Source organism: Flavobacterium sp. XN-5 (genome assembly GCF_008033395.2).
In the GTDB taxonomy this organism is placed as follows: domain Bacteria; phylum Bacteroidota; class Bacteroidia; order Flavobacteriales; family Flavobacteriaceae; genus Flavobacterium; species Flavobacterium hiemivividum.
On record NZ_VOGZ02000004.1, the window covers coordinates 301,676 to 318,511 of the forward strand.

14 protein-coding genes are annotated in these 16,836 nt (G+C 35.7%); 10 read left to right on the forward strand and 4 right to left on the reverse strand.

Annotation, left to right across the window (positions count from 1 at the left end):
• Positions 1 to 38 precede the first annotated feature (38 nt).
• Positions 39 to 1,787: a DUF885 domain-containing protein gene (locus FQU23_RS09810; RefSeq protein ID WP_147673649.1), complete on the reverse strand. Its 1,749-nt coding sequence runs from the start codon at positions 1,785 to 1,787 to the stop codon at positions 39 to 41.
• A gap of 69 nt (positions 1,788 to 1,856) precedes the next feature.
• A complete protein-coding gene (locus FQU23_RS09815; RefSeq protein WP_147673650.1) occupies positions 1,857 to 3,833 on the reverse strand; it encodes a thiamine pyrophosphate-dependent enzyme in 1,977 nt (658 codons plus the stop codon).
• Between the two features lie 172 nt (positions 3,834 to 4,005).
• Between FQU23_RS09815 and FQU23_RS09820 the strand changes: the two genes are divergently transcribed.
• From FQU23_RS09820 to FQU23_RS09845, 6 genes are all read left to right on the forward strand, one after another.
• A complete protein-coding gene (locus tag FQU23_RS09820; RefSeq protein ID WP_147673651.1) occupies positions 4,006 to 4,956 on the forward strand; it encodes an isopenicillin N synthase family dioxygenase in 951 nt (316 codons plus the stop codon).
• Between the two features lie 163 nt (positions 4,957 to 5,119).
• Positions 5,120 to 5,449, forward strand: a complete 330-nt coding sequence (locus FQU23_RS09825) for a translation initiation factor (RefSeq protein ID WP_147673652.1) — start codon at positions 5,120 to 5,122, stop codon at positions 5,447 to 5,449.
• Between the two features lie 108 nt (positions 5,450 to 5,557).
• Positions 5,558 to 6,430 carry a nucleoside phosphorylase gene (locus FQU23_RS09830; protein WP_147673653.1) on the forward strand — a complete coding sequence of 291 codons (873 nt, stop codon included), beginning with the start codon at positions 5,558 to 5,560 and terminating at the stop codon, positions 6,428 to 6,430.
• 150 nt (positions 6,431 to 6,580) lie between these two features.
• Positions 6,581 to 7,108: a GNAT family N-acetyltransferase gene (locus FQU23_RS09835; RefSeq protein WP_147673654.1), complete on the forward strand. Its 528-nt coding sequence runs from the start codon at positions 6,581 to 6,583 to the stop codon at positions 7,106 to 7,108.
• Positions 7,108 to 7,959 (forward strand): substrate-binding domain-containing protein, encoded by an 852-nt coding sequence (locus tag FQU23_RS09840; RefSeq protein WP_147673655.1) that lies wholly within the window; start codon positions 7,108 to 7,110, stop codon positions 7,957 to 7,959. The genes FQU23_RS09835 and FQU23_RS09840 overlap by 1 nt, the downstream gene beginning before the upstream one ends.
• Positions 7,960 to 7,980: 21 nt before the next feature.
• Positions 7,981 to 8,913, forward strand: a complete 933-nt coding sequence (locus FQU23_RS09845; protein WP_147673656.1) for a transglutaminase — start codon at positions 7,981 to 7,983, stop codon at positions 8,911 to 8,913.
• A 6-nt stretch (positions 8,914 to 8,919) separates the two neighbouring features.
• Here FQU23_RS09845 and FQU23_RS09850 read toward each other — a convergent pair whose 3' ends face one another.
• On the reverse strand, positions 8,920 to 9,921 hold the full coding sequence (locus tag FQU23_RS09850) for an LLM class flavin-dependent oxidoreductase (RefSeq protein ID WP_147673657.1): 1,002 nt from the start codon (positions 9,919 to 9,921) through the stop codon (positions 8,920 to 8,922).
• 216 nt (positions 9,922 to 10,137) lie between these two features.
• Here FQU23_RS09850 and FQU23_RS09855 point away from each other — a divergent pair, with 216 nt between their 5' ends.
• The 3 genes from FQU23_RS09855 (at position 10,138) to FQU23_RS09865 (ending at position 14,293) form a co-directional block, all read left to right on the forward strand.
• Complete coding sequence (locus FQU23_RS09855) at positions 10,138 to 12,396, forward strand: acyl-CoA dehydrogenase (protein WP_147673658.1); 2,259 nt, start codon at positions 10,138 to 10,140, stop codon at positions 12,394 to 12,396.
• Positions 12,397 to 13,506: 1,110 nt separating this feature from the next.
• Positions 13,507 to 13,662 carry a hypothetical protein gene (locus tag FQU23_RS09860; protein ID WP_165425753.1) on the forward strand — a complete coding sequence of 52 codons (156 nt, stop codon included), beginning with the start codon at positions 13,507 to 13,509 and terminating at the stop codon, positions 13,660 to 13,662.
• A 118-nt stretch (positions 13,663 to 13,780) separates the two neighbouring features.
• Positions 13,781 to 14,293 (forward strand): PRC-barrel domain-containing protein, encoded by a 513-nt coding sequence (locus FQU23_RS09865; protein WP_147673659.1) that lies wholly within the window; start codon positions 13,781 to 13,783, stop codon positions 14,291 to 14,293.
• Between the two features lie 466 nt (positions 14,294 to 14,759).
• Here the strand turns inward: FQU23_RS09865 and FQU23_RS09870 are convergent, their stop codons facing one another.
• Positions 14,760 to 15,782 carry a chemotaxis protein CheB gene (locus tag FQU23_RS09870; RefSeq protein WP_147673660.1) on the reverse strand — a complete coding sequence of 341 codons (1,023 nt, stop codon included), beginning with the start codon at positions 15,780 to 15,782 and terminating at the stop codon, positions 14,760 to 14,762.
• Between the two features lie 480 nt (positions 15,783 to 16,262).
• Between FQU23_RS09870 and FQU23_RS09875 the strand changes: the two genes are divergently transcribed.
• Entirely contained in the window at positions 16,263 to 16,445 is a 183-nt protein-coding gene (locus FQU23_RS09875) for a hypothetical protein (RefSeq protein ID WP_245181098.1), read from the forward strand.
• Positions 16,446 to 16,836 lie beyond the last annotated feature (391 nt).

Consider the following 16,836-nt stretch of genomic DNA (forward strand, 5'->3'; position numbering starts at 1 on the left):
TTTTAGAATATTAAAAAACAACTAAATGCTGCATCGATTTACTTTTTTATCTCTTTCAGCATTAGTTCTTTAATGTATTTTACAGGAGCACTACCGTAGCTCAGGAATTTCTCGTGGAATTGTTTTAACTTAAAAGTAGCTCCTTGCTCTTTTTTAAGCATTTCTCTAAAATCATATATTTCAGTATAACCCGTAAAATAAGAACAAAGCTGAACCTGTGATAAATTCACGCGATTCCATTTCCCCTCTGCTTCTGCTTCTTGTTGAAAAGCTTCAATGACCAATAAATTCATAGCTTCTTCCTTAGTCATGTTCTTTGTGTGCACGCTATAATCTAAAATTGCATTACAAGTTGTTCTCAAATTCCATTTGTAATACATCAACCACATTTCGTCTGAGTTTTTGTATCCGCTTTCTAACATCATTCTTTCGGTATAAACCGCCCAGCCTTCTACCATCGCTCCATTCCCAAAAATCGCTTTAATTAAGCTTGGTGATTGATTGCTATAAACTAGTTGCGTATAATGTCCTGGAATTGCCTCATGAATATTTAGAATTTGTAAAATATAATCATTGTATTCTCTTAAGTAGCTTTCTGATTTCTCTGCACTCCAACCTGACATGCTTCCTACATTATAATACGTATTAGCATTTTTATCATAAGGTCCAGGCGCCGAAATAGATGCTCCGGCAACTCCCGCCATGTAAGCTGGTTCTTTACGGACAACCAATGGTTTTGAAGGATCGATATAAAGTAAATCTTTCTCTTTCACATAGGCCTCGAGCTCCGGAATTTGTTTCTCTATCTCCGATTGAAATTTAGCTGGCGTCGTATGCTGAAGCGAAATCTTATCGATTACCATTTTGATAAGTTGTAATTTATCCTCTGGCTTAGACGTTGATTTCATATATTTTGGCCACAAAGTTTCGGCCAAGACAAACATTTTTCCGTGCAAATCTTTTTTATGATCCACTGCCTTTTTAAAAATAGTATCAGCACTATAGCTGGACTGAATATCCAAATCAAACTTTTCAGCATATAATTTACTGCCTAATCGAAAAGAACGTGGTGTTTTATTGTCTAAATCTTTCAACCAATTTGTATAAACCACAATCGCATTCACCGCTGTTTTTGCTTTTCCTCTAATTTCCTTTTTCTCAGTATTAGATAATTTACTTTTTGCCAAAGCAGCAATCAAATTTTTTTCAAAAACCGATATCCCGCCTAAATTCTGAGAAATCGCAAGTGCAGTATGCTCTAAAGTAGGATTTTTAATGTTTGCTTTTGCTGCTTCATAATAAGCAGGAATTGCATCCATTTTAATATTGAAATTATGCAAACGAACATCTAAATCATCATACTTTCCATTTAAGATTTCAGCGAAAGCACCGCTAACATTATACTCGGCGGGATTCCATTCGTATGATTTTAGTTTATTTATATAAAATATGGAGCTTTTTAATTGATTTTGTATCATGTAAAAATCTATGATATTATTATCCGAAAGATTTTTCAAAGGATAATTTTGAAGAGAATCCAGGTGCGCGTGAGCAAAATCTAACTGTCGCTTTTTGTAAATTGAATCCGAAACCACCAAAACACTATCCAGCTTATGATAACCTTGATTAGCAGCCCAATCTGGATACAATTCCCATAGAGAAGTGACAAAGTTTTCTTTGTAATTTTCGAACTTCTTATTCAAATCTTGCGGAGCGGCTGCTTCCTCTTTTTTCTGACAAGAAAAAAGTAAAACAAGGAACAAAATGGAGACGATAGATTTTTTCATTGGTATTTTTTAAGATTTTAAAGATAAAAAAAAAATGCTATTCAATGAACAGCATTTTAAAATCGATAACTAAAACTCTAAAAGCTCCCGTAATTCTTTTTCGAAGCGGCCTTTCGGCAAATATTGATCTTCGAGTGCTTTTGTAAACGGAATGGGTGTGTCTAAACTCGCTACCCTTTTTACGGGAGCGTCCAAATACTTAAAACATTCCTCCATAATCATCGCTGAGATATCGCTGGCAACTCCACCAAACATGGAGTCTTCCTGATAAATAATTACTTTTCCAGTTTTCTTTACAGAAGCAAAAATAGCTTCGGTATCCAAAGGCTGAAGTGTTCTTAAATCGAGAACATCTGCTGAAATTGCTGGGTTTTTATCCAAAGTTTCTAATGCCCAATGCACCGCTGCTCCAAAAGCAATTATAGTAACCTCGCTTCCTTCTTTCAACAAAGCTGCTTTTCCTAATGGTAAAGTGTAATAATCTTCTGGTACCTCTTGATAGACACTGCGGTACAATTGTTTGTGCTCAAAAAACAGCACAGGATTTGGGTCGTTGATAGCAGCGTTCAATAATCCTTTTGCATCATAAGGAAAGGCCGGATAAACCACTTTTAAACCCGGAGTTTTAGTAAACCAAGCTTCATTAGTCTGTGAATGAAAAGGCCCGGCTTGTGTTCCTCCACCGCAAGGCATTCGAACCACAACATCCGCATTTTCTAACCATCGATAATGTGACTTGGCCAATAAATTCACAATCGGGTTAAAACCTGTTGAGACAAAATCAGCAAATTGCATTTCGACAATTGCCTTATATCCATTGATAGACAATCCCATTCCCGCAGAAACCACGGCACTCTCGCAAATAGGTGTATTAATCACTCTTTGTTTCCCAAATTGTGCCACAAATCCATCGGTAATTTTAAAAGCACCACCGTACTCAGCAACATCTTGACCCATAATAACCAAATTATCATGACGTTCCATAGATTCCCTTAAACTATTAGAAATCGCATCAATAAATCTTATTTTTTCCGTTTGTTCAGAAGGACTGATTAACTCAGCATCAAATGGTTTGTATATATCACATAATTCCCCTTCTAATGTTGCTTCGATTTCTGGTTCTGCGTTGGCAATAGCTAGGTTTTCTTCAATTTCTACTTTGATTTCGCTTATCAGCATGGCATCAAAGTCATCCGTTAGTATACTGTTTTCTTTTAAAAATCTGCGGTAATTTTCAACAGGATCTTTCGCTGCCCATCGATCCATTAATTCTTGCGGAACATATTTAGTACCACTAGCCTCTTCATGTCCACGCATTCTGAAGGTTTTGAACTCCAGTAGAACCGGACGCGGTTTTTCAATCATCGAAGTTTTCAACTCAGACAATAAATTATATACTTCGAGAATGTTATTACCGTCAATAATATGACTTTCCATTCCGTATCCTTTTCCTTTATCAGCTAGGTTTTCGCAACGATATTGCTCGTTTGTAGGAGTCGAAAGACCATAGCCGTTATTCTCTATGACAAACATAACAGGTAATTCCCAAACCGAAGCGATATTCAAAGCCTCATGAAAATCACCTTCAGAGGTAGCGCCTTCGCCTGTAAAAACTGCTGTAACTTTTCCGTTTTTCTTTAGTTTATTTGCCAATGCGATTCCGTCAGCAACACCTAATTGTGGTCCAAGATGCGAAATCATCCCAATTATTTTATATTGTTGGGTACCAAAATGAAAACTTCTGTCCCTTCCTTTGGTAAAACCATTGGCTTTTCCTTGCCACTGCGAGAACAAGCGGTACAAGGGAATATCGCGTCCGGTAAACACACCCAAATTTCGATGCATCGGCAAAATGTATTCATCTCTATCCAAAACTGCGGTCACTCCTACCGAAATGGCTTCTTGGCCAATTCCTGAAAACCACTTGGATACCTTTCCTTGCCGAATCAGGATTAGCATTTTTTCTTCGATAAGCCGGGGCTTAAGTATTCTTTTATAGAGATCTAATAAGGTTTCGTCAGTAAGACTTTTTCTGTCAAAGTTCATTTGGTTGGTTTTAATAGATCATCCAAAGATAAAAAAATATAACAGTTTTGATTAAATTTGTTATATTTTTTCAACTTGTTTATCTCTTTAAAAATTCTAGTCTAAAATTATTTAATATATTTGTAACTGCAGGCCTATAACGCCTTCTAAGTTATTAAAAAATAAGTATACTATGCAAAACATTCCTAGTGTTGACTTGCGTGATTTCCTTTCGGACGACCCGAAACGTAAACAAAAATTTGTAAATGAAATCGGAAGTGCATTTGAAGACATTGGCTTCGTGGCACTAAAAGGTCACTTTTTAGATGATCAATTGGTAGAAGAGTTGTACGGTGAAATAAGAAATTTTTTCGCATTACCCGTAGAAACAAAACGCAGCTACGAAATTCCAGGTATTGGAGGGCAAAGAGGCTATGTTTCTTTTGGAACAGAACATGCCAAAGGAAGAAAAGAAGGCGATTTAAAAGAATTTTGGCATTTTGGTCAGTACGTGAGTGAAAATTCAAAATATGCTTCTGAATATCCTGAAAATGTAGAAGTTAAAGAACTACCTCGTTTCAATGCAGTAGGAAAAGAAGCCTACCAAATGCTAGAAAAGACAGGGGTTTATGTATTGAGAGCTTTAGCATTGCGTTTAGGTTTAGACGAATTTTACTTTGACAATTATGCCAAAGACGGAAATTCTATTTTAAGACCTATTCATTATCCACCTATTACCTCAGAGCCAGCAAATGCACTTCGCGCTGCTGCTCACGGAGATATTAACTTGATTACCCTTTTAATGGGAGCTCAAGGAAAAGGATTACAGGTTCAAAACCACAACGGAGAATGGATTGACGCCATTGCTGAACCAGATGAATTAGTAATAAACGTAGGAGACATGTTATCACGTCACACTAACAATAAATTGAAATCTACAATTCACCAAGTGGTAAATCCGCCAAGAGAATTGTGGGGAACTTCAAGATATTCAGTGCCGTTTTTTATGCACCCTGTGAGTGATATGCCATTAAATTGTTTAGAAAACTGTATTGATGCAGAAAACCCAAAACAGTTTGAAGATATTACTGCTGGTGATTATTTATACGAACGTTTAGTAGATTTAGGATTGATTAAAAAATAATCTTTAAATTTATCCTATCTGTAAAAAGACATTAGGTGTATGCTTAATGTCTTTTTACTTTTTTATCATTTAGAAAATAACGATTAATGATAAACGATTAATGAGACATAAAATGCAATTTTAACGACTCTCGCCAATCAGCATTTAATAAATCAAATACAACATGGACTTACAAGACCAATTAAAAAACCTTTTTCCAGATCACGAACCAGCTCCAGAAGAAGCTAAAGAGGAAGTTCCTCATGAATTATACGTTCAAAAAGAACCTATGATTTGCAAATTCGAAAAAAGAAAAGGAAAAGCTACAACAATAATTGAAGGGTATGAAGGCTCTGATGCCGATTTTAAGATTCTTGCTAAAGAAATTAAAACCAAGTTAAGCGTTGGTGGCACTTTTAAAGACGATTCGATTATCCTTCAAGGTGATTATCGTGATAAGATTATGGAAATACTTAAAGTGAAGGGCTTCAAAGTAAAACGCGTCGGCGGATAAAAGTAGTTGTCAATATTCAGTAAGTAGTGTTCAGAATAAGCAATGAATATTAATCGAACGGAAAAACTTTAAACTTTTAAACCTTAAATTTTAAAAAAAAAATACTCAATGATACAATCATCAGAATTAATACTAAATCCAGATGGAAGTGTGTACCACTTGAATCTAAGACCAGAACATATTGCTCACGACATCATCTTTGTAGGGGATCAAAATCGGGTGGAAAAAATTACCCAATTCTTTGACAGTATCGAATTTTCGGCGCAAAAAAGGGAATTTAAAACCCAAACAGGCATATTCAAAGGAAAAAGAATAACAGTAATATCAACGGGAATAGGCCCTGACAATATTGATATTGTAATCAATGAATTGGATGCCTTGGTTAATATTGATTTAGAAACGCGTAAACCAAAAGAAAAACTGACTTCGCTAAATATCATTCGTATTGGAACTTCAGGTTCTTTACACGCTGATATTCCCGTCGATAGCTTTGTGTTGTCTAAATTTGGTTTGGGACTTGACAACATGCTTCGCTCTTATCTGATCGACGAAGTTTCAAACTTAACAATGGAAGATGCCTTTGTAAAACATACAAACTGGGATATACGCAAAGGAAAACCCTATGTAATTGCCTGCTCAGAAAAACTAGAAAAAATCATCGAAAGTGATAAAATGCACAAAGGAATCACTGCTACAGCCGGAGGTTTTTATGGACCACAAGGTCGTGTGCTGCGTTTAAATATTCAAGATGCGGCTTTAAATTCTAAAATGGATAATTTTGAATTTGAAGATAATAGAATCACAAATCTTGAAATGGAAACAGCAGCAATATATGGTCTTTCGGCACTTTTAGGTCATAATGCCTTATCACTAAACGCCATTATCGCTAATCGTGCTTCGGGAACTTTTAGCGCAGATCCCTACAAAGCTGTTGATGAATTGATTGCGTATACATTAAATAAATTAGCGAATCAACACTAGGAAATATATTTTACTTTGGAGCTATTTCCTGCTCTCCACTGTATCTTTTATGCCTTCTAAAAATGGCTTCGTTCCTCGCAATGACAGCATAAAAGGATGCCGTTTCGATCAGGGCTAAATCAGTACATATTTATCATTTTTACAAACATCATGAATTTAATTTTAGAAACCGACCGATTATTACTAAGAGAAATGCTCCTTTCAGATGCCGAATCGTTATTTGAAATGGACAGTAATCCAAAGGTACATCAATATCTTTGGAAGAAACCATTGACAGATATTAGCGAAGTGCAGTCGTATATCAAATCCGTAAGAGAACAGTACATTCAAAACAATATTGGCCGATTTGTAGTTGTTTTGAAAGAAACCAATGAACTAATTGGTTGGGCCGGATTAAAATACAACACCGAAATGGTAAATAACAAAATTCATTTCTATGATATTGGGTATCGATTCAGCGAAAAATTCTGGGGCAAAGGATACGCTAGTGAAGCCAGTTTTGCTTGGCTAGATTACGGTTTTAATACAATGAAAATCAAAGTAATGGAAGCCGCAGCACATACTAATAATGTTGGCTCAAACAAAATACTAGAAAAAATTGGACTAAAAATGACCGAACAATATTTAGAAAACGGCATTTCTTGGAATTGGTACGAATTAAAAAATCCTAACTTATAATGAATACAGTGAAAATTGCCGGTGTACCGGAACATTTCAATTTGCCTTGGCAACTATCCATAGATAACGGCGATTTTGAAGCCCAAAATATAAACTTACAATGGACTAGTGTTCCTGAAGGAACTGGAAAAATGTGTCAGATGCTCCGTGATGGAACCACTGATATTGCGGTAATTCTAACGGAAGGAATTGTTAAAGACATTGTTGCTGGAAATTCCAGTAAAATAGTGCAAGTTTATGTAGAATCTCCTTTAATATGGGGAATTCACGTAGCAGCAAATTCCAGTTACAAAACCCTTGCTGATATTGAAAATACTAAAGCAGCGATTTCCCGTTTGGGTTCCGGCTCTCAGTTAATGGCGTACGTAAATGCAAATAATCAAGGTTGGAAAACAGACAATCTTCAGTTCGAAATTGTAAATACGATCGACGGAGCAGTCGAAGCTTTGACCGCGGGAACTGCAGATTATTTTATGTGGGAGCGCTTTATGACCAAACCTTTGGTAGATCAAGGAATATTCAGACGAATTGATGATTGTCCCACGCCATGGCCTTGTTTTGTGATTGCCGTACGTGACGAGATATTAGAAAAGAATCCAGAGATCATTAAAAATATATTGAGCATCATCAATAAAACTACAAATACTTTTAAGGATATTCCGAATATAGATCAATCCCTAGCTGCTACTTTTAACCAAAAAAATGCAGATATTCAAGAATGGTTATCTTTAACGGAATGGTCAGCAAAGCCATTGACTATAGAAATGTTAAACAATGTTCAAAATCAACTATTTCAACTGAAACTCATTAATAAAATAGGTACTTTTGATGAAATTGTAAAACAAATCTAGATTTAGATTTTTGTGGGCTCTATGATAAACATTAAAAAATTTTCTTTTAATAATAGTATTCAAAAACTTCGGGTTAAAAAACCCTGGGATGACGTTATTATTTTTATTCTAAATATTTTAATTGCGATTCCTCTTTTCATCATCGTCCATCAAAATTTGATAGAGTTTAACTGGGTTTTTAATCTGGATCGAATCCTGCTTTTTCTATTAATAATCATCGTAATACAATTAATACTAAGGCTCTTAAGAACCATTATCATTATATGCATCTTCTTATATGTTCTAGTTTTATTTTATGGGTCAGCCTCTGGAAATTATGGATTTAATAGCATCTATGAAGATTATGATTCTATGTTATACACCATGTCTGACAATCCATTTCCGCAAGATATTATCATTGCTAAACTGTTACCATTTCCCAATAAATCTAAAATTCTTGCGGCAATAGAATATCAAAACCCAAAAGTGAGGAACTTTGCGATTATGGCCACTTCAAAACACTTTAAGGATATAAAAGGATACGCTGATTATAGAACATTAATACAATGTTTTGCAGTATTTAAAGAAATAAACAAGCGTTGGAACTATGTAAGTGATCCATCAGACCGTGACTATATCGCCACGGCGAGTGAATCATTAGATTATTTTTCGGGAGATTGTGACGACCATTCTATTCTTATGGCCGCCGCTGTTCGTGCTATTGGAGGTACTCCCCGACTTATTCATACCAAAGGTCATATTTATCCTGAAATTTTGATAGGTTCCGTAAATGATTTGGAATCAATAAATTTCCTGATTAAAAATGTATTATTCGAAAAAGACAGCTACAAAAAACAACTTCATTACCATATTGATGAGCGAGGTCAAGTATGGCTAAACTTAGATTATACCGCTAAATATCCTGGAGGGCCATTTATGTCTGAGGAAATCCTCGGAGCACTTACACTTAATTAAATACAACTAGCTTTTGATCTGTCCCAATATTTCATAAGAATGAAGTCTCGCTTCGTGATCATAAATAGCAGAAGCGACCATCAATTCATCAACTTTTGTTTTTTCAAGAAAGTAATCTAATTCTCTTTTTACTTTTTCTGGTCCGCCTATGAAAGTATAAGCAATCATTTGTTGCAACGCTGCCTCTTCCATTGGATCCATAAAACCTTCGCCAGGATCAACTGCTTGTTTAAGCTGCTGCCTGTTTCCAGTAATAATTCCGAGGAACAACCTCTTGAATGAAGTCGCTAATCTCTCAGCTTCTTGATCAGTATTGGCGGCAATTACATTAACACAAGCCATCACATAAGGTTCCTTCAAGTATTCTGATGGCTGAAAATTATTGCGGTATATTGATAAAGCAGTTAATAATTGTGCAGGAGCAAAATGACTCGCAAAAGCATAAGGCAATCCTTTTGCAGCTGCTAAATAAGCACTATCTGTACTTGAACCTAAAATCCAAATAGGTATATCCAATCCTTCTCCAGGAATAGCTCGAACACGTCCTTTTTTATTCCCTTCTGAGAAATACATCTGTAATTCTTCCACATTAGCAGGGAATTCCTGAGCCGCATGTTGATCTCTATTCAAAGCAGCAGCAGTGAACTGATCTGTCCCAGGCGCTCGACCTAAACCTAAATCTATTCGATTAGGAAAAAGTGTAGCAAGTGTGCCAAATTGTTCCGCAATGACAAGCGGTGCATGATTAGGCAACATAATACCTCCTGATCCCACTCTCAACTTCGATGTTCCAGAAGCAATATGCCCTATTAAAATCGAAGTTGCACTACTAGCAATTCCTGGCATGTTGTGATGTTCAGCTAACCAGAAGCGTTTATACCCCCATTTCTCCACCTGCTGAGCAAGTTCGAGACTATTTTTAAAGGTATCAGCTGCGGTACCTCCATCTCTAACTATTGCTAAATCTAGAACTGATATTTTTGTTTGGGAGAGATTATTTGTACTCATAAACTACTTTTTTTTGTGACTGCAAAAGTAAGGATTGTATTAACGTTTATGACACAAACAAATACTAATAGGAAGTTAAAAAGAGTACATTCGACATATTCAATTTCGCTCCATGTGTTAATCCTTACTAACATTATCTATTTTCTTTTTGGCTCTCTTTTTCAATGGTAAAATTTAGTTATCTTAACAAATTTTAAAACACAATTCAAATTTAATATGGAAAATTCAAAACTTAAAGCCTTTATACCTCTTTTCTATCTAGTGTGGTCTGACGACCTGTTGAGCAAAAAGGAATTTTTGACTTTACAAAAGTTTATCATTTCCCAGAACTGGCTTTACAAAGAGGAAAAAGAAACTATACTTTCAAAAATTGCTATTTCATCACCGCCTTCTAGAGAAGTAGTGGCTAATTGGAAATCTGAAATTGAAACTATTATTCAGAAAAACTCTTTGGTAAAATCTATTTTTGACATTTCAATTTTACTTTCTGAAAACGATGAAATGATCAAAGATAACAGATCAGCTTTCGTCCAAGTCGAAAATGACTTAGGAATTTCTGGCGAAGAGGCTTTAGCCGATTTCAAAACAATTGCCAATACCTTCACCGCAAATTATCAAACGAATGACAGCTTTGAAGTCGAAAAACTGACTGAAATTCTGGATGGAAATCAGGCGAGAATTATTAAAAAGGTAAAATCTATTATCAGCAGACCTGAGTTTGCTTTTGAAACATCGACTGACACTGCTGTGTATCGTGAGAAAGTCTATGATTGGTGTAAAATTCTAGCACAAGAGAACCTCGGAAACATGGCGTATCCAAAAGAATATGGCGGTGGCGAAAACATTGAAGATTATTTTGCCATAATGGAGGCATTGAGCTACCACGATTTAAGTTTAGTAATCAAATTTGGAGTACAATTTGGGCTTTGGGGAATGAGCATACAATCTCTTGGCACAGAAAAGCATTATAGCAAGTATTTAAGAGATATTGGAACACTCCAACTTCCGGGTTGCTTTGCAATGACAGAAACCAATCACGGTTCGAATGTGAAAGGATTGGAAACCACGGCGACCTATAATCACGAAGACCAAACTTTTACGATCCATACACCGCATGAAAAGGCACAAAAAGAATATATTGGTAACGCTGCTGTTCACGGACAAATGGCTACGGTTTTTGCTAAATTAATTATTGGCAAAACTGATTATGGTGTTAATGCATTTGTTGTTCCGCTTCGCGATGCAAACAATTTTATTCTAAAAGGCATAACTATTGGAGATTGCGGACTTAAAATGGGACTTAACGGTGTTGATAATGGAACAATAAGTTTTGACAATGTGGTGATCCCAAAAGAAAACATGCTCGATCGGTTTGCTTCGGTAAATGACAAAGGAGAATTCGAAAGTCCGATTCCAAGTGATAATAGACGATTTTTCACCATGCTAGGAACTTTAGTTGGTGGAAGAATCGGGATTCCGAGATCTGCTTTGGCTGCAGCCAAATCTGGATTAACAATAGCTATAAAATATAGCAATCAACGCAGGCAATTTGGCCCCGAAGGAGGAACCGAAGTTCCAATATTAAATTACCGTATTCATCAACGAAGACTCCTTCCCTTGCTGGCTAAAACATACGCAACCCATTTTGCATTACAATATGTCACGAAACGATTCATTAATAAAAGCGAATCTGAAATGCCCGAAATTGAAGCGCTCGCTGCGGGAATGAAGGCCTATTCTACTTGGAGCACAACTAATATTTTGCAAGAATGTCGCGAGGCTTGCGGTGGAAAAGGTTATTTGTCGGAAAATCGTATTGATGCTTTGAAAAATGATACTGAAATCTACACCACTTTTGAAGGTGACAATACTGTATTAATGCAGTTAGTTGCTAAAAACCGCCTGTCAGAATTTCGAAAATCTTTTGGAAAAATGGATGCTATGGGAATAATAAATTATGTTTTTGAGAATGCAAAAACCGCTTTTTCTGAAAAGAATCCACTTATAACGAGAAAAACGGATGAGTCTCATTTAATTGATGAGGAGTTTCATTTGCAAGCTTTCCATTACCGAGAAAAAACAACTTTGGCATCTGCAGCAAAACGATTAAAAAAACTTATTGATAGCGGACTAGATCCTTATGATGCATATAATGTTGCACAGCATCAAATGATTGATGTAGCACAAGCCTATCTCGAACGAATTGTATTAGAGCAGTTTCAAAAGGCTATTCCAACCATAGAAGACGAAAATTGTAAGGAAGTCATTATACGATTATATCAATTGTATGCACTTTCGCAGATTGAAAAAAATAAAGGATGGTATCTAGAAGATGGCTACATGGAAGCTGTAAAAACAAAAGCCATACGTAAAATAGTCAATCAGCTATGCTGGGAAATTAGGCCGGATGCTGTTTCTCTGGTAAAAGCTTTTGACATTCCTGATAGTTGTCTAGCTGCGCCAATTGCAGTTTAGATGCAATATTTCACAGAAATAAGACAAAAACTTCTCAATTTCTTGAGAAGTTTTGTGGGCTGTCAGGGTTTACAATCGAACACTTGATACCTATTTTGACATTTTTTGATAACTTAAAGTAGGTTGCCTAGTACTTCGAATCACACTGTGGTCACGATTTTATATTAAAATATTACTTCCCGCTTTTTCATACACTATCCATACACTATCCATGGCTTTGATATGCCTTATCTATACTCTGTGTCCCTTTTAAGTTAGTCTCTCTTCGATCAAATTTTTCCAAATTACAAAACCTTTTCTGTCAGCTGAATAATCGTGAAGTATTCTACTGAAATTATCAGGCGGATTTTCTATAAAAACTTGTCTTCCATCATTTCTAATGCTATTTAGATAGTTGTCAATTAGCTTTAAGTTATGAGGAAGTGATTTTTTTATAAAATTGAAATTACTAATCTTTGTGGGCACGGATTACAAATCCGCGCTATCGGGTATTCGAATCACACTGTGGTCACGATTTTATATTAAAATATTACTTCCCGCTTTTTCATACACTATCCATACACTATCCATGGCTTTGATATGCCTTATCTATACTTTGTGTCCCTTTTAAGTTAGTCTCTCTTCGATCAAATCTTTCCAAATTACAAAACCTTTTCTATCGGTGGAATAATCGTGAAGTATTCTACTGAAATTATCAGGCGGATTTTCTATAAAAACTTGTCTTCCATCATTTCTAATGCTATTTAGATAGTTGTCAATTAGCTTCAAGTTATGAGGAAGTGATTTTTTTATAAAATTGAAATTACTACTCTTTGTTGGCAAAGAATGCTTCGTCAGTGCACTTCGTTCGTGTGCAATTCTACGCTATCGAGTAATTTATTTATTAGACCCCCGTTGGAAACGCTTTGTTTCTTTTGCACAAGTAAGTAGGTGCTCGTTGCAAACGAAAACCAGAGGGGGTGTTAATACTCTGTTCCCCATTCGCATTTTAATAATTAGTCTGGTGGGAATTATATAACTTTTTTCTGAAATTAAATAAATCTTAGTCTAGTCTCCTTTGTATCTTTAGTATTGCATTAAAACTATTTTATAATCAAAAAAAATAAAGTCATGGCAGAAATTAAAATTGAGAAAAAAAAATCGGTATGGCCGTGGATTGTTGTAGGGCTGATAATCGCAGCACTTTTATACTTCCTCCTTTTGAGTAATACGGAAACTCAAAGTGAAAGTAACGTAGAAATCGAAAACAGTACAAGTGTACGTTAGAAAGTAACAGATAAACAACGGGATAATAGTGTTATTTTACCTATTGATGAAATGCAATCTATATTTTCCCGCATTGGTACGCAACAGAAAATGAAGATATAATAGTAAAAAAGAAATTATGGAAAATAAAAATAGAAATTTATACAAACTGGATGAGCTTTCGGATTATAAGATTGCTTCAAATTATTCTGATATAAGAGGATGGAAAATAGTGGACGCTGATAACCGGACTATAGGTAAAATTGATAATCTGTGGGTTAATAAAGATATGCAGCGCGTTGTCTATCTGGATGTAAATGTAGATAAAGCATTGATTGAGGACGGCCGTAATGAGGTGCATGATGCGATAGCGAACGACAATGGAAAGGAGTTCATCTATAAAGACGGAGACAGCCATATTATTATACCCATTGGATCTGTAAGCATAAATAAAGACACGAAGATTGTCATGGCTAACAGTATAGGATATCATACTTTTAGAAACACGAGCCGATTTAATAGTCAGAACAATTTTGACAGAAATTATGAGCGAAGTGTGATGAAGTCGTACTACCCTGAAAATGATTCTAGTCATAATGATGACAGTGATGATGACAGCTTTTACAAACGCAGGGAATTTGACAATCACTAGTGTCACTCTTAATAGAGATCTTTTAGAAGCAGAATAAGATATCGTTCGGATAGGTGAAAGAAAGTTTCTTAGAAAGATAGGCAGATTTGTACACGAACGAAGTGAACTGACGCAGTAATCCGTGCCCGCAACAATAAGCCATAAAATTAATACACACAAAAAGCTACAAGGAAATAATTCCTGTAGCTTTTTTTTATGAAATTGAAATTAATTCTCTTTGCGGGCACGAATTACTAATCCGCGCAATCGGGTTATTCCTTCAGAGGAGAAAACTTCCTGACTTTCCCTTTTAATTCAATTAGAATTATTTTCGAAATAGTGGGTAAAAATCAAAATAGAATTCCTTTAATTTAAAGATTGAGTAAAGATATTAAAAAAATAAAAAGTATTAACTTTTTGATTATCATTATTGTAATGTATGATTGTAGAGCATGACGAAGCCTTGAATAAGAATTTATAAAATTTATTAAGTAGGAACATCACCGGATGATCCTTTATCGTCAGCAAGCAATATTTTTCTGATTCGGTCAATATGCACTTGCGACAGCTTTGCACGCTCCAAGGCTGACTTTGAAGTAGCACCTTTGTTGTCTTTCGAAATGGTCATTAATAAGTTCTTTCTTTCTTCAAACATTCTTAAAGCAGTCCACATAGTTTCTTCAATTTTCATTGTCTGGTCTGCCAGGAGCGTAGAGGATGTGTAAGCATGGCCAGTATGACAACGGTATCTTGCTCCTTTACCATCTTCAACTTTCCAGAGCACTCCACCACATCCCGGGCAATTAAATGGTACTTGTACCCCAAGCGTATTGACAGATTGTAAATCGCTCGTCACACGCTGGGCGATTTTTGTTTCTATTAATATGTTTTTTGGGACCGGAGCACTCTTTTTAATTTTTCTGGATATCAACTGATAGATCAGCCCTCCCATTTCACTTATCGGAACAACATGATCGACCTGAACCTGATTAATCGCATTTTTTGGCATATCAGGATAGTCAGCATCTTCAGGTTCCTGTACAACACAAATCCCTCCACATTCATGAATAACCTGCAGTCCATCGGTTCCATCGTCAAGATAGCCAGTAAGCAATATGCCAATCACTCCGAAGCCAAATGCAACGGCGGCAGAACGAAATAAAGGATTGATTGCTGGGCGTGATCGATTCTCGTGTGCCCCTTTGGTGATCAATAATTTTTGATTTATACCAATCATCATATGATGGTCTGACGGCGCAATATAGACATGACCGGGTAAAAGAGCTGCTCCATTAGTAGCATGAATACAAGTAAGTGTTGACGCTTTGTTCAGACTGTCGATCAGGGCATTGCCCGCCGCATCCGCTGAGATATGCTGGACTACCAAAATAGGAACAGGAAACTCTGGCTGTAGTTGGGACAATAATTTTTTTAAGGCGGTCATTCCCCCCGCCGACGTGCCAATCACAATTACCTGATTTTCAGCATTCTGTTTTTGAAGATATGGCATCAGCTTTTTGTTTTCAGATTAATATCTATAAAGATACAGTTTTAAAGCTATATTAGATAATAAGTAAATAAGAGATGATTTTATTGACCCAATTGGCGATCTTAAATTTTGTGTATTTTACATATACAACAAAAAAAAGCTACTTAAAAGTAGCCTCCGTATCTCGTAATATTTAATCTATATATTTAGAAGTTTCTCCAATAGAGCCAATTTGTCCTTTTCTGCCGCTAGTAAACGTTCATAAAGTCTTTCTTTTTCTTCAATAGCTTCCATAAGCTTATCTAAAGGATTGAATGTGCAATTACTATTAAATTAAGAATTGTCATTAAAATTATTGAAACTACTAAAATAGTTAATAACCCCTTCTTCAAAAAAGTTTTTAATAGCCTTCTCACAACTGAGTTCATCTATAAAGACGGAGACAGCCATATTATTATACCCATTGGATCTGTAAGCATAAATAAAGACACGAAGATTTTCATGGCGAACAGTATAGGGTATCATACTTTTAGAAACACGAACCGATTTAACAGTCAGCAGAATTTTGACAGAAATTATGAGCGAAGTGTAATGAAGTCGTACTACCCTGAAAATGACTCTAGTCATAATGATGACAGTGATGATGACAGCTTTTACAAACGCAGCCAATTTGACAATCACTAGTGCCACTCATAATAGAGATCTTTTAGAAGCAGAATAAGATATCCGATTTGGATAGGTAAAAAAAGTTTCTTAGTAAGATAACGCAGACACGAGTGAAGTGAACTGACGTAGTAATATGTGCCCGCAACAATAAGCCATAAAGTTAATACATAAAAAAAGCTACAAGAAAATAATCTCTGTAGCTTTTTTGTAAAATTGAAATTGCTAATCTTTGTGGGCACGGATTGCAAATCCGCGCTATCGGGTCAAATATCGTTGGGAAGCCATAGATCAAGAAAATGACGCAATAGAACGAGTAAGGAAGTCAAAAGTAAATTTCAAATCTAAAACACTCTCTAATGGCGATACTCTTAAACAATTACTGGCAAGGAGTCGTTATCTCTTGTATAAA